The organism is Enorma burkinafasonensis, from assembly GCF_902150035.1.
GTDB classification, from domain to species: domain Bacteria; phylum Actinomycetota; class Coriobacteriia; order Coriobacteriales; family Coriobacteriaceae; genus Enorma; species Enorma burkinafasonensis.
On the sequence record NZ_LR597501.1, the window covers coordinates 166,621 to 185,911 of the forward strand.

Here is a 19,291-nt window from a genome sequence, read left to right on the forward strand (position 1 = left end):
GCTCGTCCCCCATGCGCTAGCAGAACGCGCGCAGCGCAACCTCCGCCGCGATGAAGGCGCCGAAAAAGAACGGCAGAAGCGGCAGGCTCGGCTTGCGCAGGGCGAGCGCCGAGGCGGCGAGCAGCGCGAGCGCGCCGATGAACCCGGCGAGCGCCGAGGCGGGGTCCAGCAGCATCGCCGTCCCGAGCACCTTGACGTCCCCCATGCCCAGCCCGATCGAGCCGCGCAGGCGCCGCCACGCGACCTCGAGCACAACGAGCAGGCCGCAGACCGCGAGGGTGCAGGCTATGACCGGCACCCACGACGCGGGCTCCCGCGAGAGGGCAAGGTGCGCCGCGGCGACGGCGAGCATGGCGGCGACGAGCGAGTTCGGAGCCCGGCGCTCGCGCGCGTCGATCGCCGCGGCCGCGAACAGCAGGACGTGGTAGCAGACAAAGCAGCAGCCGGCGGCCGCCCCAGCGATATCGGCTCCCCAGCCCGGCATCGGCTGCCCTACTCGACGACGAGGCAGCCCATGTTCAGGCGGCCCGTGAACTCGCCTATGACCGACGAGCGCCCGCAGCGCGTGAACACGCCGGCGAACCGCCCGTTGAAGAGGTAGAGCCCCTCCATGTTCATGTACGGCACCGGCTCACACGCGCCGGCGGCAGCCCCGCCCTCGAAGTTGGGCGAGGCGTACGGCACCACGTACTCCTGGACCGTACCGCCGGTGGCGGCCATCTCCTCGAGCACGCCGCGCCACGTGCCCTCGTCGCAGTCGCGGCCCGCGCGCACGCCGACGCTGTTGTAGCCGTCGCGGGGCTTCGCGATCCAGCGCTCGCGGTCGCTGAACCGCGCGAGGTCGCTCGAGGCGTCGAGCAGGTAAGTCGCGGGCACGTGCGCGCGCACGAAGGCGAGCTCGTCCTCGTCGAGCAGCTCTGAGGCGAGCGGCCCATGGAGGAAGGCGAACACGGTCTTCGTCGCGCAGGGCCAGGTACGGAAGCCGCCCACGATGGGGACGCGCCCCTCGGCGGCGCACGCCATGAGGGCGTCGGCCCCCGGGCAGGGCTTTTCGAGCATCTCGGAGATGACGACGCGGCGCCAGACGCAGTCGATGGGTCCGGTCGCGTCTGCCAGCACGCCGTCGGCATACCTGAGGTCGCGGATGTCGCTGAACGAGAGCTCGGCCCCGCGCGCGGCGAGGACCGGACGGAACGCCTCGATCTCCTCGGCGACGATGCTCTCGGCATAGTCCACGGCGACGACGCGCGGGCGCTCGGCGACACCGCCCGCCTCGCGATAGCACGCGAGCACCGCGTCGGCACAGGAGCCCAGGATGTCGAAGGTGGAGACGCGGTGGCGTCCCGCGAAGCGCGCGCCCGCCTCAGTCGCCAGGTTCGCGCGGGTGGCGCCCTCCGTCACGAGCATGCCCGAGGAGCCGTCGGTGTTGAGCTCGCAGAACTTGAACGAGCCGGTCTCCTCGTCGAGGAAGATGTCCACGCGCGCGATGGGGATCTCGGTCGCGAAGGCGTTCGGCATCGTCGCGAGCCGCTCGATGGCGGGGTCGAGCGCGAAGGCGGCGCGGACGCGCGCATCGGCGACGAACGCGCGCGTGACCTTGTCCATGATGCGGCCCATGGTCTCGGCGATCCAGGCGAGGTAGGCGATATCGCGGCCGGAGAACACCTTGGGCACGAACGCCCACTGGATGGGACCGCCGTGATAGAGGGCGCCGGCGTCGACGAGCACGGCGTCCGCCCGGGAACGCGAGGCGGCGTCGCCATCGAGCGCGCGGGCGTACTCGAGGTACTCGTCCTCGAGCGCGACCGCGTCGAGCGGGAACGCGCCCGCGCGCACGGGCGCCACGGGAAGCGCGACGCGTGCGCGGTGGTTAAGTTCGGCCATGGGAACTCCTTCCAGCCGGGTCCGCGCACGGGCGGGCGCGCCGGCGACAGATCAGGACGACGGCTCGCCCACGACCTCGTCAAGCGTCAGCGACAGGCTGTGCGGCGTGGGGACCCAGTCGACCTTGAGGAACAGCGCCGCGACGATGAGCGGGATGTAGGTGAACATGAACAGCGGGAACGTGAAGATGTTGAGCACCACGCGCCAGCGCTTGCCGCAATGGATATGGCGGCGCTCGAGGACGGTCGTGAAGAGCCCCATCCAGAAATAGGTCTGGTAGAGCGCCACGAACGTCATGATGATGGACTGGAGGCAGGTCTCGATCTCGGTGTCGGTGGCGAGGAACCCGTGGCTCAACAGACCGACGATGAGGAAGGTGCCGTTGGCGAGGATCGAGATGAGCGTGATGAGGTTGCCCGGGGCCACCGTCATGAACATGTCGTAGGCCGAAAAGCGCCTGAAGCGCACCATGGACTTGACCAGATGGGCACCGTATGTGAAGAAAACCTGGTAGAAGCCCTTGGTCCAGCGCATGCGCTGCTTCCATGAGGCCTTGAAGGCGACCGGCTGCTCGTCGAAGAACTCCGCGGGGGCATAGGCGATCCTGACGCCGTGGATGGCGCAGAACGTCGAGAACTGGATGTCCTCGGTAAGCGTGTGGAACTGCCAGCCGCGCATGGCCTCGATGATCTTCGCCGACACGAGGTAGCCCGAGCCCGAGACCGCGCAGGAGGTGCCGCAGATCATGCGGGCGTTGTTGAGGAAGCGCGCCTCGCGCAGGTAGGCCGTCGCATAGGCGGCCGACACCCAGGAGCTGCCGAAGTTCTTCGAGTTGCGGTAGCCGGTCACCGCCATGTAGCCCTGGTCGAACGCCTCGTTCATGATGGTCGTGTAGTCGGGGCTCACGAGGTTGTCGGCGTCGAAGATGAAGAACCCCTCGTGCACGCCCGGGTACTCGCTGAGGATGCGCGCGAACCCAAAGTCCATGACCCAGCTCTTGCCCTTGCGGGCGAGGTCGTGGCGCTCGTAGACGATGGCGCCCGCCTCGCGCGCGACCTCGGCCGTGCGGTCGGTGCACGAGTCGGCCACGACGAAGACGTCGATGAGCTCCTGGGGGTAGTCCTGCGCCTTGATGGAGCGCACGAGGTTGGCGATGACCTGCTCCTCGTTGTGGGCGGCGATGAAGAACGCGTAGTGGTGGTTGCGCGCCGCCTTGGGGTAGCGCACCTCGCCGCGGAGCGCACCGATGACGAAGAACACGGCCTGGTAGAAGAAGAACACGGTGAAGAAGCCCACGACCAGCATGTTGAACTTGACGATGGGCGTGGCCTCGAGAAACGCTATGACGAAATCCGGCACGGGCACCCTCCCGGGGATGTACTTATCACGCGACCAAGTTTAGACCACCCGCCCGCCCGGGGCCCCTGTCCGCATGGGGGCGCGTGCCGTTTCCCAAGAATGCACACGCCCTCAGGAGCGCTAGAGGAGCTGCGGCACGATCTCGTCGCCCGCCGCCGTGCGGCCGAGCGAGAGCTCCTCGATGTCATCGAGCACCGCCGCGAGGTCCCACGGCAGGGTGTCGCGGCACTCCACGGTCTCCCCCGTCACGGGATGGGTGAAGCGCACGCGCCAGGAGTGTAGGAACTGCCGCGTGAGGCCGCGGTCGGCGCGCTCGGCGCCCTTGCCTTTGCCGTAGAGCGGGTCGCCCACGAGCGGATGGTTGATGTGGCGCATGTGCACGCGGATCTGGTGCGTGCGCCCGGTGTAGAGATGGCATTCGACGAGGGTGTAGCCGTCGTCGCCCCTCCCCGCCTCGAAACGCTCGAGCACCCGGAACGTGGTGATGGCCTGCCGCGCGAAGGGGTCGTCGGTCACGGCCATCTTGACGCGGTCGCGCGTGGAGCGGGCGATGCCGGTGTCGATCGTCCCCTCGTCGTGCGCGATGTAGCCGTGGACGAGCGCGATGTAGCGGCGGTCGAGCGTGCGCAGGCGGATGAGGTCCTGGAGCGCGCGCTGCGTGTCGTCGTCCTTCGCGGCGAGCATGAGCCCCGAGGTGTCCCGGTCGAGGCGGTGCACGATGCCCGGGCGGTCCTCGCCCTGGAGGGTCCCCAGGTGGTCGGCGCCGCAGTGGTAGACGAGCGCGTTGGCGAGCGTGCCCCGGTCATGGCCCTGCGCGGGATGGCAGACGAGCCCGCGCTGCTTGGAGAGGACGATCAGGTAATCGTCCTCGTAGCGGATATCGAGCGGGATGTTCTCGCCCTCGACGACGCCGGGCTCCGCCGTCTCGGGAAGCTCGACGGAGATGCGGTCGCCCGCGGCGACGGCGTACTTCTTGGAGAGGCAGGTCTCGCCGTTCACCGCGACCGCGCCCCGGTCGATGAGGTGCGCGCAGGCCGAGCGCGACGGACAGGTGTCCTGCGCCCCGAGGTAGGCGTCGAGGCGCGCGCCCGCCTGGGAGGCGTCGACGAGGAGATGGATGTCACCGGCCACAGGCGTCACCGCCCGCACCCGAGCGCGCCGCGGCGTTCGCCGGCGAGAGCACGGCGAAGCCGATAAGCGCGATGACGACGCCCACGGTGATGCCGATGTCGGCGATGTTGAAGCTCGGGAAGTCGAAGAACCTGAAGGTGATGAAGTCGGTCACGAAGCCCTGGGCGACGCGGTCGATGGCGTTGCCCACGGCACCGCCCGCGATCATGGCGAGGCCCACGACCTCGAGGCGCGACACGAGCGGTGCGCGGGCCAGGTAGACCGCCGAGCCCACGACCATCACGACCGCGAGCGCGACGAACACCCAGCCGAACCCGTCGCCGAGCCCGAAGGCGGCGCCGCGGTTCTCGACGTACGTGAGGCCGATGACGCCCCGGATGAGCTCCACGGGGAAGGCGCCCGCCGCCTCGGCGGCACGGACCTCGACCTTGACCAGTTGGTCCGCCGCGACGAACGCGACGGCAATCGGCAAGAGCACCGCGAACCGCCAAGCGATGCTCGGCTGCGGCGCCTTCGTAGGCTCTGTTCCGGGCACGCGCCCTCCCTTCGGTACCTTGAGTCAAAGACGGGCGCGCACCGCGACGCGGCGGCACGCGCCCTGGGGATCCGTCTTTTACGCCTCGAGCGCCTCGGCGCAGCGGTCGCACAGGTGCTCGTGCGCGCCGTGGGCACCGGTGCTCTCGCGGTAGTTCCAGCAGCGGTCGCAGCGCTCGCCGCGAGCCGCCTCGACGGTGGCGGTGAACTCGGCGCCCTCCGCGAGCTCGACCTCGGAGACGATGAAGAACTCGGCGAGGTCGCAGGCGGCATCGCCCGTGAGCAGGGCATAGGCCTCCGCCGGCGCGGTCGCCGTCACGCGGACCTCCTGGCTCTTGGTGAAGGCGCCCGCGCCTCGGGCCTCCTCGATGGCCTTCGTCACCACGCCGCGCAGCTCGAGCGCGGCCTCGAGGACGGGCGCGTAGGCGCTGGCCTCCTCGACGGTGATGGGCGCGCGGTACCAGTCGAGCAGCGCCGCGAAGCGCTGGCCGTCGCGCACGCCCTCGGGCGCGAACGCCATGACCTCGTCGGTGGTGTAGGAAAGGATCGGCTGCAGGTCGCGCAGGAGCATCGAGAGCAGCTCGGCGAGGACCGTCTGGGCGCTGCGGCGCGCGAGCGAGCCCACCTTCTCGCAGTAGAGGCGGTCCTTCAGCGCGTCGAGGTAGACGTTGGAGAGCTCGGTCACCACGAAGTCGTAGAGCGCGCGGTAGGCGCGGTTGAACTCGTAGCCGGCATAGGCCTCATCGACCTCGGCCTGCACCTGCGTGAGGCGCGCCACCATGAGCTTGTCGAGCGGCAGCAGGTCGGCGAACGCCACGTGGTCGCGCTCGGCGTCGTACTGGCCCTCGAGCTCGCCCAGAAGGAAGCGGAAAGTGTTGCGGAAGCGGCGGTACGCGTCCGAGGTGCGCGCGAGGATCTCGTGGTCGATCGCGACGTCCGAGGAGGTGTCGACGGAGGCCACCCACAGGCGAATGATGTCGGCGCCCATCTCGTCGCAGACCTTGTTGGGGTCGATCACGTTGCCGAGCGACTTGGACATCTTGCGGCCCTGGCCGTCGAGCGTGAAGCCCTGGCTGACGACCGCCTTGTAGGGCGCGATGCCGTTGGCGCCCACGCTCGTGAGCAGCGAGCTCTGGAACCAGCCGCGGTGCTGGTCGGAGCCCTCGAGGTAGACGTCGGCCGGGTAGTGCAACTCGGGGCGCTTCTCGCAGACGGCCTTCCAGGAGACGCCGGAGTCCCACCACACGTCGAGGATGTCGCGGTCGGCCTTGAGGTGGTGCCCGCCGCACGCAGGGCACACGCAGGCGTCGCCGAGGTAGTCCTCGGGCGCGTCGGTGAACCAGGCGTCGGAGCCCTTCTCCTTGAAGAGCGCGATGACCGCGTCGAGCGTGGCGTCGTTCATGACCTTCTCGCCGCAGTCGGCGCAGGTGTAGCTCGGGATCGGCACGCCCCAGTTGCGCTGGCGCGAGATGCACCAGTCGGGACGGCCCTCGACCATGGCGCCGATGCGGTTGGCGGCGTGCTCGGGGTACCAGGTGACGTGGTTGCGCACCTGGTCGAGCGCCTGCTCGCGCAGGCCGGTCTCGTCCATCGACACGAACCACTGGTCGGTGGCGCGGAAGATGGTCGGACGCTTGCAGCGCCAGCAGTGCGGGTAGCTGTGGGTGATCTTCTTCTCGGCGAGCAGCGTCCCGCGCTCATCGAGCCAGGCGATGATCTTCGGGTTCGCCTCGTCGGTGTCCAGACCAGAGAACGGGCCGCCGGTGCCCAGGCCCTCGCCCACGTAGAAGCGGCCGTCGTCGTCGACGGGCATGACGATGGGCAGGTCGCAGCGCATGCCGGTGTAGTAGTCGTCGACGCCGTGGCCAGGGGCGGTGTGGACGCAGCCCGTACCGTCCTCGAGCGTGACGTAGTCGGCGGTCACGACCTTGCCGACGACATCGGCGAAGATCGGCTGGCGGTACGTGAGGCCCACGAGCTCGGCGCCCGTCGCCTCCCAGGGCTCGGCATTCCCGGCCGGGACGTGCAGGCGCGCGTCCTCGATGCCAGCGACCTCGTGGAAGACCTTCTCCCAGAGCGCCTTGGCCATGATGCCCAGACGTCCACCGGCCTCGACGGCGACATAGGCCGCCTCGGGGCTCAGCGCGACGCCGCTGTTGGCGGGCAGGGTCCAGGGCGTGGTGGTCCAGATCACGACGTCGACCGGCATGCCGGAGGCGGTGAGCGCCGCCGGCGCGTCGATGAGCTCGAAGCGGACGTAGACCGAGGGGCTCGTCTCGTCGGCGTACTCGATCTCGGCCTCGGCGAGGGCGGTGTGGCAGTGCTTGCACCAGTGGACCGGCTTGCGGCCGCGGTAGATCATGCCCTTGTCGAACATCGCCTTGAAGACCTCGATGTCGGCGGCGTCATGCTCGTGGTAGAGCGTGAGGTAGGGGTTGTCCCAGTCGCCAAGGACGCCCAGGCGGCGGAAGCCGGCCTTCTGGAGCTCGATGTTCTCGACGGCGAAGCGGTTGCAGAGCTCGCGGATCTTGTCGGTCGGCGTGGCGTTGAACTTCGCGGTGCCGAGCGCCTCCTCGACCTTGTGCTCGATGGGCTGGCCGTGGCAGTCCCAGCCGGGGACGTAGACGACCTCCTTGCCCTGCAAGGTCTGGTAGCGGTTGATCATGTCCTTCGCGATCTTGTTCATCGCGTGGCCGATGTGGATGGGGCCGTTCGCGTACGGGGGGCCGTCGTGGAGCACGAACTTCTCGTGTCCCTCGTTCTTCTTCAGGGTCTGCTCGTAGACGCGGTTCTCGTTCCACATCTCCAGGCGCTTGGGCTCGGATTTCGAGAGCCCGGCGCGCATGGGGAACCCGGTCTTGGGCAGATTCATGGTCTCCTGGTACTTGCTCTTCTCCTTCGCCACGGGATGCCCTCCCCTTTCCTCGTGCGCGGGGATGGGGCGCATCCCCGCGGTCTGTGGGCGCATGAAAAAAGCGCCCGTCCCTCAAGCTGGGACGAAGCGCTCCTGAAGCCGCGGGCGCAAGCCGTGCCCGGCCCGCCCGCGGAAAGCTCTCCGCTTGAAACCACCCAGCTTAGGCACCTGCGTGCCCGTACTCGGCCGACCACATGACGGCGGTCGTCCCGGCGACGTCTACTGGGGCGGCTCGGCTAAGGAGGGCACGTGCACCTCCCCGCAGGGCGCCCGTTCGGGCCGCGGCTCCGGGGTGATATTCGGTCGCTCGCGCCCGCGGACCTCGCAGCGCAGGCGGCACCAGCCGCCGTGCGGTCCGCTCTCTCGGGAGCGTGGTGGACGCCTACTCGTCCCCTTCACAGCCATTGCGCCGTATTGTAGCACGCCGGGAGCCCATCGAGACCGAGCATGCAAAGTCCACGAACCGCTGCGGCCCTGCCTACTCCCTGCAGAGATGGATGGCGAAGCCGGCGACCTGCTCGTTGAAGTAGACGAGTTTGGTCGACCCGTCCGGATAGAGCGCGCGGGAGTCCTCGTTCAAGGTGAGCCCGCGCCCGGTGAAGTAGGCCTCCGCGGCGGGGAGGTCGCTCACCGCGAGCCCGATATGGCCCTTCTCACCGCGGCCGCAGCCCTTCATGACCTCGATCAGGGTGTCGTTGAAGATGGATATGGGCGTGTCGTTGCACGGCAGGCCGAACAGCGCCTCGAAAAGGCCGGCGATGCGCTCGGCGTCCCCTTCGTCCGCCGCGTTGATGCCGATATGCGCGATATGCATGTCGAAAAGCTCGACCGGGTTGTCGTTTGCCTCCATCGGGGCTCCCTTCCTGTACGGGTCTTCCGGCGCCCCGCTTGAGGCGCCCGCACCTTCAGTATACGCGGCGACCCCGTGCGCGAGCGCCCGGTCGAGGTCACCTGGTACGCAGACCGGGATTCCCTGTTCTGCGAGAAAGGCGGCGAACACCCCGTCGCCCGCGACCAGGCGCCCCGAGAACGTGCCGTCATAGATCGAGCCTATGCCGCACGAGGGGCTCCGCGGCTGCAGGACCGCGAGGTCGCACGGCCCGTCCTCGAGCACGCGCGCGAGCTCGGCGCGGGCGCCCGCGCGAAACGCCGCGTCCACGCTCGCCCCGAACTCGTCCACGACCACACCGTCGCGGATCTCGGAGCGCGGCCGCGGGACCGGCAGCCCGCCCGCGACCTCGGGGCAGACGGGCACCACCTCGTGGCCCGCGAGCGCCTCGACGAGGCGCTCGTCGAGGTTGCTCCCGCCGTTGTACTTGCACATCCTGCCCAGAAGGCAGGCACTCACCGCGATGCGCATGCGCACCCCCTTAACAATCGGTTTCCCACCATGGTACGGCACGGCGCGGGGACTACAATGGTTCGGGATGCAACCTTCAACGAAAGCGAGGCCACATGCGCACCATCCAGATGAGCGACTACACCGTGGGCGAGGACGCCTTCGACGCCATCCCCGAGACGCTCGAGAGCTACGGCGCGACCAAGGTCGTGCTCGTGGGCGGCGAGCGCGCGCTCGCGGCTGCCGCCCCCGGCATCGAGCGGGCGCTCGAGGGCACCGGCGTCACGGTCACCGGCACGATCGTCTACGGCAAGGACGCCACGCGCACCAACGTGAACCGCCTGCTCGAGACCCCGGCGTTCCGCGAGGCGGACGTCGCCTTCGGCATCGGCGGCGGCAAGGCGATCGACACCGTGAAGACCGCCGCGGCCGAGCTCAAGAAGACGGTGTTCTCGGTCCCCACGATCTGCTCCAACTGCTCCGCGGCGACCGCCATCGCCGTCATCTACCACGACGACGGCTCGCTCGAGGGCTACGCCTACCCGCCCTGCCCCGCGCACATCTTCATCGACCCCAAGATCATCGCCGAGGCGCCGGCCGAGTATTTCTGGGCGGGCATCGGCGACGGCCTCTCCAAGCAGCCCGAAGTCGAGTACGCGACCTCAAAAGACGAGCTCGGCCACACCGCGGAGCTCGGCCTCGCGCTGGCGCACACCTGCACCGAACCCCTCATGACCTGGGGCGAGCAAGGTCTCGCCGACGTGCGCGCGAACCGCGCGAGCGAGGCGGTGCGCCGAATCGCGCTCGACATCGTGGTGAACACCGGCTACGTGTCGAACCTCACGAACCAGCCCGACTTCTACTACAACTCCACGCTCGCCCACGCGTTCTACAACGGCACGACCTCCGTGCAGCGCGAGGGGACCTACCTGCACGGCCAGGTGGTGTCGTTCGGCGTGCTCGTGATGTTCGCCTACCGCCACGACGACGCTGAGCTCGCGCGCTACGCGGCGTTCAACAAGCGCCTCGGCCTGCCGGTGACGCTCGCCGAGATCGGCCTCTCGGAGGACGACATCGCCCAGATCGAGCAGGCGGCCGAGCTGACCAACGAGTGGAAGCAGGGCAAACCCGAGCCGGTCGACCCGGAGCGCTTCATGCAGGCGATCCGCGACGCCGACGCGTACGGCCGCGCGCTGTAGCGGGTAACCGCCCGAACGAGGAAGCGCTCGTCCCGGAGGTGCCGGGGCGAGCGCTTTTTCGATACGTGGGAACGGGATGCCTCTTGCTGGGGCTGCTGCCTCTTGCTGGGGCTACTCGGCGATCTTCTGGCCGCAGGACATGCAGAAGACGTCGCCGGCGTTGACCGGGGCGCCGCAGTGCGGGCATACAGGCCCCTCGGCGGGAGCGGGGGCGGGGGCGGCAGGCTGGGCGACCGGGGCAGCCGCCGCCATAGCGGCCTGGATCTCTGCCATGGACTTGCCGCAGCCGGCGCAGAACATGTCCGTCGCGCTGATGCGGGTGTGGCAGAACGGGCACTGGATGAACGTGGCGGCCTGCGTCGCGGCCGTCGCCTGGCGGTCGATCTCGTCGAGCTGGTACTGGATGCTCGCGCGCTCCTGGTCGATCTGCGCGATGCCGTCGTAGAGCGACTCGCGGCCGGCACGGAAGGCGGGGTCGTCCTTCGTGGCCTCGTAGAGGCTCGCGCCGAGCTGCGCGGCGAGCTGCTGGCGGCGCTTCATGGCGTCATTCAGCTGGTTCTTGAGCTGGAACGAGCCGGCCGCGCGGTTCGCGCTGGCGACACCGCGGTTGAGCGAGGCTTGCATATCGTCGAGAAAGCTCATGGTTCCACCTTCTAGGTCGTATGGCAGAGGTCCGGGGCGAGCCGGTCATACCGCAAGTGTACCACCGGCATCATGCGGAGCAAACGGCACCGGTCCCGGGCGCGCGGGGCACGCGGGCGGTTCGAGACGGGCAGGTGCCGCCTACTGCTCCTTGATGCGCAGGTACACCGCGCGCGAGCCGGACGCGATGGCCCGCTCGTCGAACTCGTAGACGCCCATCGACTTCAAGAACGGGCTCAGCTTCTTGTAGCCGTAGTTGCGCACGTCGAAGTCGGAGAGGCGCTTGGGCAGCTCGCTTCCCACCGTGCCGAGGAAGACCCAGCCCTCCTCGTCGGAGAACTGGTCGACGATGGCGTCCACGGCAGAGCGGATGCGCTTCATGTGGCGCCGCCGCGCTGCGCGCGAGAGCTCGCTGAAGTCGGTCGGCTCCTGGGAGTCGCCCTGGGAGGGAGCCGCCTCTCCGCCGAGGTCGCCCGGCGAGCGCTTCGATCGCGCCGCGCCCTTGGCGTGCTGGGGTGCAGCCGCCTCCTGCTCGCCCGCCGCGGGAGCTGCCTTGGCCTTGCCGGCCGAGCCGCCTGCGCCTGCGGCCTTGCTCGCGCGCTTGGAGCCGCGCGGGGCCTTCTTGCCGCGCTTGTCCTCGACAGCATCCTCGGCATCGTCCGCGTCGTCCTCGCCGCTCTCCTCGACGCGGCGGGCGGCGTAGAGCAGATCGAGGTACTTGAACTGGTTGCACGCCGAGATGAACGGCTCGGGCGTCTTCTGCTCGCCCATTCCGATGACCTGCATGCCGCTCTCGCGCAGGCGGGCGGCGAGGCGCGTGAAGTCCGAATCGGAGCTCACGATGGCGAAGCCGTCGACGTTGCCCGAGTAGAGGATGTCCATCGCGTCGATGATCATGGCCGAGTCGGTCGAGCTCTTGCCGTAGGTGTAGCTGTACTGCTGGATGGGGATGATCGAGTTCTCGAGCAGGCACCCCTTCCAGGATGCCAGCCGCTGACTCGTCCAGTCGCCGTAGATGCGCTTGTAGGTGGCGACACCCGAGTTCGAGACCTCGTCGAGGATGATCTTGATGTACTTGTCCGATACGTTGTCCGCGTCGATCAGGATCGCGAACCTCAGCTCATGTGTAGCGTCGAGTGACATAGCCGCCTCTCTGTCGTGGGTACAGAGCCATGATATACCAAGAGCGAGGCGCCGCAGGAAGCCTGCACGCCTCGCTCAGATGTCCATGCCCGAAAAGGCCGATGCGGGGGCAGCCGCCCATCACGGAGGGGACGGGCGGCGGCTCGAAGGCCGCTACTCCCCCGCCCGACGGCGGCGCCTGCGCCCAAGGACGACGAGCGCGCCGCCCAGGACAAGAAGTGCCGCGGCCGCCGCCAGGGGCGCGGGGTCGCCCGTGGACGCGAGCGTCCCGTCCGGCCCGCGCGGCACGTCGTCCGCGGGCGGGACCTCGTCGGGCGCGAGCTCGTTGGTGAGCGCGAAGCCCGTCGCGGTCCGCTCGGGCTCGCCCGCGAGTCGGTAGCCCGCGGGGAGCTCCTCCTCCACCGTGTAGATGACCTCGTGGTCGTCCTCGACGAGCGGGATCCCCGCGACCACAGCCATCCAGTCGTCGGCGGTGCCGCTCACGCCGTCCGGCCCCTCGGCGCGGATCTCGACGCGGCAGACGACCCTGCCCCCATCGGCCACAAGGCGCACCGTCACCGAGTGGGGGCGAATCCCGCGGGCGTCGCCGTCGTCGTCCCAGCGCTTCTCGAACGTGAGGTCGAAGGGCTCGAAATCACGGGAGTTGGTGATGACGGCCGTGCCGCCCTCCCAGGTGTAGGCGGCCGTGTAGCCCTCCGCCACGTCGAGCTCGCGTACGCTGTAGGCCACGCGCGCGCCGTCGCGCATGACGGGCAGGCCGTCGAAGGAGCCGCGCCAGTCGTCAGGAGTGCCCGCAGCTCCGTCGGGGCCGGCGGCGTCCAGCTCGAGCACGGCGCCGTCCACCGGCTCGCCGTCGGCCACGAGCTGCACGCGCACGCTCGCGGGGCGCGCCCCGTCGCGGTCGGAGGCGTCGCGCCAGCGCTTCTCGACCGCAAGCGACGTGGTCGCGGAGAGGTCGGTCATGGTGACGGCCTCGACGGAGCGCCCGTCCTGAAGGACGCTGCGCGCGCGGTCTCCCGCCACGGTGAAGGCGACGTCCTCGGCGCGGTCGTAGCCCTCGGGCGCGCTGACCTCGTGCAGCCGGTACTCCCCCGGCGCGAGCACGAATTCCTGGCGCCCGCTGGCGCTCGACGTGAACTCGACCGGGCTCCCCGCCGCGTCGCGGGCGACCGCGCCCGTCGCTTCGAGCACCTCGAGGCGCGCGCCGGAAAGACGCATGCCCGCATCGTCCACCTTCTCGAAGGCGACGGTGGTGTAGGGCTCGTTGTACGCGGTGATCACGGAGCCCGAGGGCCCCTCGAACACGTCGTCGGCCGCGAGCCCCGCGGGCAGCGCCGGCGCGACGGTGCCCTCGCCGTACAGCACGAAGTAGCGCGGCGCGGCATCGAGCACGTACCCCTCAGGGGCGGCGGTCTCGACCAGGCGGTAGAGCCTTCCGAGCTCGAGCGACTCGACCTTCACGCCCTTGGCGGTGCCGCCCTTGGTCTGGATGCCGTCGCGGACCGCGCTCCAGCCGCGCGCGGCGTCGAAGACGCTGAGCTCATAGGTCGCCCCGGCCAGGGGCTCGGCGCTCTCGTCGCGCTTCGAGAGCCAGACCATGGGCTCGCTCACGGCCTGCCCGGTCGCCTTGAGGACGCGGACCGTCTCTGAGATGCTGCTCTCGCTCACGGGCCCGGGCCGGTGCCCCTCGAAGTAGGCCGTGTTACCCACGGTGACCATCCGGCCCGTCACGCCGAGCACCTGGGCGTTGTAGACGATCTTCACGTACATCTCGTCGGGCACCTTTATGGTCACGCGGTTCTCCGCCATGCCGGACGCGTCGATCTCGAAGTGCACGGGGTCGCCCGTGGTGGCGTTGACCACGCTGATGGACGTCGGGTCGAGCGCGAGCGAATCTGAGCTCTCGTCGACGATCGCCACCATGTCGCCGTCGGGGTTGAGGTCGACCTTCTCCTGGTTGACCTCGACCGCGAACTGCGCGTAGGGCGCCGTGGACTCGTTGTAGGTCATCGTCTTCTTGATGGCGCTGTGGTGGATCGTCGCGGTGGAGCTGGCCTCCTTCGCGTGGCCGTAGCGGTCGTTCAGGCTCACGTGGTTGGTGAAGGAGAAGTCGCGCGACTCCGAGCCGTAGAGGTAGTCCTCGTCGGTGATGCGCGCCTTCACGATGAAGTGGAACTCGATGTTGGAGTTGCCGTCATAGGTGTTGGACTTGCTCACCTCGTAATGGGCGAGGCCCGAGAGCCTGATGGTGACCGTCGTGGTCCCGTCCGGGTTGCGCACGGCGCCGGTCACCTGGAGCGATCCCGACCCCTGCACGCGCCATGCGCTCACGAACTCGGTGCCGGCTGGCAGGGTGTCCGTCACGATGCACGTCCCGTCCGGCTGGCCGGTGTAGCCGTAGTAGTTCGCGCGCACCCGCCAGGAGATATACCCCTTCGAGCTGCTCTCGACCTGCTTCACGACCTCGGTCGTGTTGTTGCGCCGGCAGAAGTCGTAGTCGGTCTCCTCGGTGTCGCCCACGGTGAGGCGGGCGTCGTTGTAGTAGTCGCGCGAGCCGGTCTTGAACGCCGGGTCGACCATCTTGGCGAAGTACGAGACCTCGAGCGGGGTCCTCGAGCTCGGCGTCACGGTGGCGCCGCCCACCGTCACGGCGACCCTGCCCGTGAACGTGACGGTGAACGACGGGTACCTCCCGTCCTGCGCGTCGCCCGCCGGCTCGATCCGGTAGAGCGCGGGGTCGACGGCGACCCCGCCGATGGTGAGCTGGACGGCGGCGAGCTCAGCCGGGGTGAAGTACATGTACGTCACGCCGTTGCGGACGGTATCGGTCAGCACGTCGCCCGCGTCGAGCTCGTTGTAGATCGAAACCTTCCACTGCGACCAATCCTCCGCCTGCCTCACGAACCGCTTGGAGAGGCGCGGGACCCGCGGGCGCTCCGACGTCGAGCTGCCCGTGGAGATGCCCCAGGGGCCGCTCACCCGGTTGCTGTAGCTCTTCGCCGGACCGACATAGGTCTCCCAATCGGTCACGCGCGAGCGGTACGTGATGGTGAAGCCGCACGTACCGAAGGCCTCGGGGATGGTGTAGCTGAAGCTCGTCGAGCCCTCGGTGAGGGCGACGGTATCCGTGCCGGCGCGGCTCCCGTCCTGATTGTAGAAGGTGACCGTGGCCGTCCCCGCCGGGAAGACCTGGTCGGGCCCGAGCGTGTCGGTGACCGTCGTGCCGGCGATGTTCTCCGGGGTGGCGCTCTTGCCCTGCTCGTTGCCCGTGATCGTCCACGTGATGAAGCCGTCGGAGGTGATCGAGGGCGAGTTCTTGGTAAGGTAGCGCTTCGTCAGGCCGAAGCGGGAGTAGTCGTTGCGGGCCGAGAGGTCGTTCGCGTAGAAGTCACCCGCGCGCACGCCCGAGCCGATGTAGGCGTAGTTCCAGATGTCGCTGTCGCCCACCGTGCCGGAACCGGTCTGCGACCAGTAGGAGTCGGCGACCTGGGTGTAGGCGTCGATGGTGAACACGTCGCCCGGCTCGACCGTCGGCAGGCAGGCCCGCCATTCACGGGAGGACGGGTAGGATATAGCGCCGAGCGGCACCTCCATGGTGGTGCCGTCGACCCGCTTCACGGTGACCGACGAGACGCCCGACTTCTCGAACACGCTCGCCGCGGGCGCCGAGGACAGCGTGTCGTAGATGGGCATGAAGTATTCCGTGTAGGTGTTCAGCCGCGAGGCCGTGACGGTGATCGTGAAGTGCTGCGTCTGGTGCGCGGCGTCGTAGCGGCCGTTCGACTTGGAGATGTAGACGTCGTTGCGCACGGGCATCGAGAAGTCGTCGGTCACCGCGGGCACGCCCTCCGCCGAGGCGCTCGCCGTGTTGCGGATGGTCCGCGCCTCGATGGCGTCCGTCGAGGGGGTCTGCTGCTTGGCCGCGTCGACGGCGCGCGTCATGCCCTCCCGATCGACCTTGATGGTGTAGACGATCCGCGCCACCTGCCCGGCAGGCAGGTTGCCGATGTTCCAGCCATCGAGCCTCCCCTCGTCGTCGGTGAGCGGGACGAGCCGGGATGCGATGTCCTCGCCATCGACCGTGGCGCTCACGAGCTGCATCGTCGAGAGGTCGACCTTGGTCTCGCTGTCATCGGTGAACACGTCCGTCACGTGCACGTTCTTGAGCGTATGGGTGTTGTCCTGGCCAGCCCTGACCTCCAGGGTGTAGGTGATGCGCCCGTCGGAGTTCACGTACGCGAAGCCGCTCGAGGTCGTGCCGGTCTTCTCGATGGAGAGGTTGCGCACGATCTCGAGGCGCGAGAAGCGGGCGCCGATGGTGACGTTGCCGAAGACCAGGTCGTAGTCGAACTGCTGGTCCGTCTGGTTCGACGTGTCGAACCCGCCCGAGAACTTGATGGACGACTCGATGATCTTGCCGCTCTTCTCCTGGAGGTACCCGTCGTCATAGGAGATGGTCAGCTTGCCGTCGGCGATCCGGTAGTCGCCCACGCCGCCGTGTTCGCCGTCCCAGTCGGAGGACGCGTCGCGCAGGCGCCCCGTGAGCGTCCCGTTGGGGCGCAGAATCGACGGGAAGGTGCAGGTGATCGTGTCGCCGGGGACGAGCGGGTACGCGCCGCGCGCCGCGGCCATGGAGCGCACGTCGATGGTCATGTCGCCCGCGTAGGTCGCGCTGCGCGCCAGGCCGTCCGGGAAGTCGGCCGTCGTGTCGACATCCTGCCCGCTCGCGAGGTCGTACTGGTGCGAGACGCCGCCGCTCTCGAGGGTGAAGCGGAAGGCCTTGATGAAGGCATCGGCATCGAAGGCGATGCCCGCGCGCACGGGGTCGGGCTCCTCGCCCTCTCCCGCCGGAGGCTCCTCGCCCTCGGCGGCAGGCGCCTCCCCGTCCGAGGCGGGCCCGGCAGGCTCGCCCTCGGGTGCGGGCGCGCCCTCGGTTACGGTTCCCTCCGGCAGGCCCGCGGTACCCTCCTCCTCGGTCGGTACCGCGGTATTGGCCGTGGTGGCGTCATCGCCGCCGTGCGGCTCCTCCGCCGCCGGATCCGCCGCGGGCTCCTCGACCGCGGCGACCGGCGCCCCCTCTCCCGCCGCATCGCCTTCCGCATAGAGCGGGCGCGCGGGAAGGGTGGATATCACCAGCACCGCCGCCAGCACGTAGACGAGCACCTTCTGCAACCATCGCATCTGGCTCATCGCTCAAGCTCCTTACCGTTATCGTGTCGCGCCGACGCGCGATGTCTCCGTGTCGTCCGATGGTAGCCGGCCACGTGTTCCCCATCCGTTCCCTGCACCGTCCCGTAACCGGCGCCGAACTGTGGTGTTGTTTTGCTATCTGCTCGGTGTCATTTTAAGGCGCCGCCTCAAGGCGGGTATACGGGAGGCAGCCCCGTGCGCGACGGCGGCAGGTGGCGCATCCGAAACCCGCCCGCGCCGTGCCCGCAGGTCCCAGCCGGCACGGAATGGGAACGCTCTCCGCACGGCGGGAAGCTAGGCTGAAACGACGAACACCCGATGACCGGGCGCGGCGGTGGCGCTTACCGCCGGGCCTCGATAGGCAGGTTGCCATGAACGACCAGATCAAGGATCCGCGCGCGCCCGAGGCGGGCTCTCCCTTCGGCGTCGTGCGCTTCCGCAAGGGGGACATGAAGGTGCTCTGGGCGAGCGAGCGCGCCTGGGAGATCATGGGGCTGGACCCCGACCGACGCGCGCTTAGGGAGCATGTCGCCGAGAACCTCGAGCGCATCGTCCCCGTCTCGCAGCACGCCGCCTTCTCCTTGCTGCTCGCCGCCGCCGAACGCGACGGGAGCATCGAGTTCGACACGGAGCTTGAGCGCACGGACGGCGAGACGGTGGAGATCGCCTGCTGGCTCGCCGCGGAGGAGGGGCCGCTCGCCGCGCCGGTGTACCGGCTGACGATCGCCGACGTGACGCGGAAGCGGCGCCTCGCCCGCGAGCGGCGCCGCACGGACCGCGTGGGCTACCTCTCGTCCCAGTACGATGTCGTATTCCTCGTCGAGGCGACGGGGCACCGCGCGCGCTGCCTGCACTTCGAGGGAGACGAGCTTTTCGAGCGCCTGCGGGGCCTGCGCATGGAGCTCGCCGACGTCGCGGCCTACCTGGCCGACCGGCTCGCCGCTAAGGAGGACCGCGAGGCCCTCAGGGCCTTCTTGGCCACGGCAGCCGAACCGATCTCCGAGGCGGAGCAGGGGCACCGGCGGCTCGTCTTCTCCTCCCACGGGGACGACGGCTGCCGGCGCGAGGCCCTCGTCGTGGCCGCGGAATCCGGCGAGGCCTTCCTCTGCTCGCGCCCCATCGGGGAGGCGGCGGCGCCCACCGCCGCCGAGACCCTTGACTGGGAGGCCATCGTGGTCACCGAGTCGCTGCCGCACGGGGGCGAGCGCATCGTCTACCTCAACGACGCGGCGCGCTCGCTCTTCGGGGCGGGCGTCCGGGACCTCGCCGACGCGTCCCCGGAGCGCCTGCTCGCCGCGGCGTCGTTCGACCCTCAGGTGGCCGCGGAGCTCGTGCGCCAGGGCACGGCGGATGCGGTCCGCGCGAACGGGGACGTCGCCTACCGGCTCCTGCTCGACACCACGCCCGCGACCCCCGCCGTGCGCGTCCTGCGCGCGCTCCCCCGCGCCCGCGAGGCGACGGGGCAGGCCCCGCGCGTCAGCATCAGGACCTTCGGCTACTTCGAGGTCTTCGTCGACGGGGAACCCATACCGTTCGGTAGCGGGAAGGCCAAGGAGCTCCTCGCCCTGCTCGTCGACCGACGCGGGGGCTTCGTGACCTCAGACGACGCCATCGCCGCGCTCTGGGAGCACGAGCCCGTAAGCGAGCGCAGCCGCACGCGCTACCGCAAGGCCGCCCTCCACCTCAAGAACACGCTCGCCGCCTACGGCGCCGAGGGCATCATCGAGTCGGTCCGCGGCAAGCGGCGCATCGTGCCCGAGCGGGTCCGGTGCGACCTGTTCTCCTACCTCGACCGCGAGCCGGGGTCGGAGGGGCTCTTCCGCGGCTCCTACCTCTCGAACTACAGCTGGGCGGAGGTCACGCTCTCCGAGCTCAGCTACCGCTGAGGCGCCGGCGCGGCTCGCCCGCCCTGGGCGCCAGCCGCCCCGCACGAAAGCGCTCCCGCACCCCGGAGCC

12 protein-coding genes are annotated in these 19,291 nt (G+C 69.5%); 2 read left to right on the forward strand and 10 right to left on the reverse strand.

Annotated features, from left to right (window positions below):
• Positions 1 to 16 precede the first annotated feature (16 nt).
• The 7 genes from FS885_RS00820 to FS885_RS10145 all read right to left on the reverse strand — a co-directional run bounded on the left by FS885_RS00820 (position 17) and on the right by FS885_RS10145 (position 9,182).
• Positions 17 to 484 carry a prepilin peptidase gene (locus FS885_RS00820; protein WP_144743053.1) on the reverse strand — a complete coding sequence of 156 codons (468 nt, stop codon included), beginning with the start codon at positions 482 to 484 and terminating at the stop codon, positions 17 to 19.
• A gap of 8 nt (positions 485 to 492) precedes the next feature.
• On the reverse strand, positions 493 to 1,884 hold the full coding sequence (locus FS885_RS00825; protein WP_144743054.1) for a hypothetical protein: 1,392 nt from the start codon (positions 1,882 to 1,884) through the stop codon (positions 493 to 495).
• A gap of 51 nt (positions 1,885 to 1,935) precedes the next feature.
• Entirely contained in the window at positions 1,936 to 3,189 is a 1,254-nt protein-coding gene (locus FS885_RS00830; protein WP_186365728.1) for a glycosyltransferase family 2 protein, read from the reverse strand.
• Positions 3,190 to 3,363: 174 nt separating this feature from the next.
• The gene (locus FS885_RS00835) at positions 3,364 to 4,374 is read right to left on the reverse strand and encodes an RluA family pseudouridine synthase (RefSeq protein ID WP_144743056.1); all 1,011 of its coding nucleotides are present in this window, start codon (positions 4,372 to 4,374) and stop codon (positions 3,364 to 3,366) included.
• Complete coding sequence (gene lspA / locus FS885_RS00840) at positions 4,364 to 4,909, reverse strand: signal peptidase II (RefSeq protein WP_246060680.1); 546 nt, start codon at positions 4,907 to 4,909, stop codon at positions 4,364 to 4,366. The genes FS885_RS00835 and lspA overlap by 11 nt, the downstream gene beginning before the upstream one ends.
• Before the next feature lie 78 nt (positions 4,910 to 4,987).
• Complete coding sequence (gene ileS, locus FS885_RS00845) at positions 4,988 to 7,780, reverse strand: isoleucine--tRNA ligase (protein ID WP_425458919.1); 2,793 nt, start codon at positions 7,778 to 7,780, stop codon at positions 4,988 to 4,990.
• A 520-nt stretch (positions 7,781 to 8,300) separates the two neighbouring features.
• The gene (locus tag FS885_RS10145; RefSeq protein ID WP_342777720.1) at positions 8,301 to 9,182 is read right to left on the reverse strand and encodes a 2-thiouracil desulfurase family protein; all 882 of its coding nucleotides are present in this window, start codon (positions 9,180 to 9,182) and stop codon (positions 8,301 to 8,303) included.
• 95 nt (positions 9,183 to 9,277) lie between these two features.
• Between FS885_RS10145 and FS885_RS00860 the strand changes: the two genes are divergently transcribed.
• Positions 9,278 to 10,360 (forward strand): iron-containing alcohol dehydrogenase family protein, encoded by a 1,083-nt coding sequence (locus FS885_RS00860; RefSeq protein ID WP_144743058.1) that lies wholly within the window; start codon positions 9,278 to 9,280, stop codon positions 10,358 to 10,360.
• A 111-nt stretch (positions 10,361 to 10,471) separates the two neighbouring features.
• On the opposite strand, the gene FS885_RS00865 is transcribed toward FS885_RS00860, so the two are convergent.
• From FS885_RS00865 to FS885_RS00875, 3 genes are all read right to left on the reverse strand, one after another.
• Positions 10,472 to 11,002, reverse strand: a complete 531-nt coding sequence (locus FS885_RS00865) for a zinc ribbon domain-containing protein (protein ID WP_144743060.1) — start codon at positions 11,000 to 11,002, stop codon at positions 10,472 to 10,474.
• A 141-nt stretch (positions 11,003 to 11,143) separates the two neighbouring features.
• Positions 11,144 to 12,145 carry an NYN domain-containing protein gene (locus FS885_RS00870; protein WP_144743062.1) on the reverse strand — a complete coding sequence of 334 codons (1,002 nt, stop codon included), beginning with the start codon at positions 12,143 to 12,145 and terminating at the stop codon, positions 11,144 to 11,146.
• A 153-nt stretch (positions 12,146 to 12,298) separates the two neighbouring features.
• Positions 12,299 to 17,335: a Cna B-type domain-containing protein gene (locus FS885_RS00875; RefSeq protein ID WP_144743064.1), complete on the reverse strand. Its 5,037-nt coding sequence runs from the start codon at positions 17,333 to 17,335 to the stop codon at positions 12,299 to 12,301.
• 371 nt (positions 17,336 to 17,706) lie between these two features.
• Between FS885_RS00875 and FS885_RS09860 the strand changes: the two genes are divergently transcribed.
• Complete coding sequence (locus tag FS885_RS09860) at positions 17,707 to 19,221, forward strand: AfsR/SARP family transcriptional regulator (protein WP_186365712.1); 1,515 nt, start codon at positions 17,707 to 17,709, stop codon at positions 19,219 to 19,221.
• The last annotated feature ends 70 nt before the right edge of the window (positions 19,222 to 19,291 follow it).

Excerpts from the sequence above, each read along its gene's own strand:
- FS885_RS00820 (WP_144743053.1), bottom strand. The coding sequence starts at position 484 with ATGCCGGGCTGGGGAGCCGATATCGCTGGGGCGGCCGCCGGCTGCTGC.
- FS885_RS00825 (WP_144743054.1), bottom strand. The coding sequence starts at position 1,884 with ATGGCCGAACTTAACCACCGCGCACGCGTCGCGCTTCCCGTGGCGCCC.
- FS885_RS00830 (WP_186365728.1), bottom strand. The coding sequence starts at position 3,189 with ATGCTGGTCGTGGGCTTCTTCACCGTGTTCTTCTTCTACCAGGCCGTG.
- ileS (WP_425458919.1), bottom strand. The coding sequence starts at position 7,780 with ATGAATCTGCCCAAGACCGGGTTCCCCATGCGCGCCGGGCTCTCGAAA.
- FS885_RS10145 (WP_342777720.1), bottom strand. The coding sequence starts at position 9,182 with ATGCGCATCGCGGTGAGTGCCTGCCTTCTGGGCAGGATGTGCAAGTAC.
- FS885_RS00860 (WP_144743058.1), top strand. The coding sequence starts at position 9,278 with ATGCGCACCATCCAGATGAGCGACTACACCGTGGGCGAGGACGCCTTC.
- FS885_RS00865 (WP_144743060.1), bottom strand. The coding sequence starts at position 11,002 with ATGAGCTTTCTCGACGATATGCAAGCCTCGCTCAACCGCGGTGTCGCC.
- FS885_RS00870 (WP_144743062.1), bottom strand. The coding sequence starts at position 12,145 with ATGTCACTCGACGCTACACATGAGCTGAGGTTCGCGATCCTGATCGAC.
- FS885_RS00875 (WP_144743064.1), bottom strand. The coding sequence starts at position 17,335 with ATGAGCCAGATGCGATGGTTGCAGAAGGTGCTCGTCTACGTGCTGGCG.
- FS885_RS09860 (WP_186365712.1), top strand. The coding sequence starts at position 17,707 with ATGAACGACCAGATCAAGGATCCGCGCGCGCCCGAGGCGGGCTCTCCC.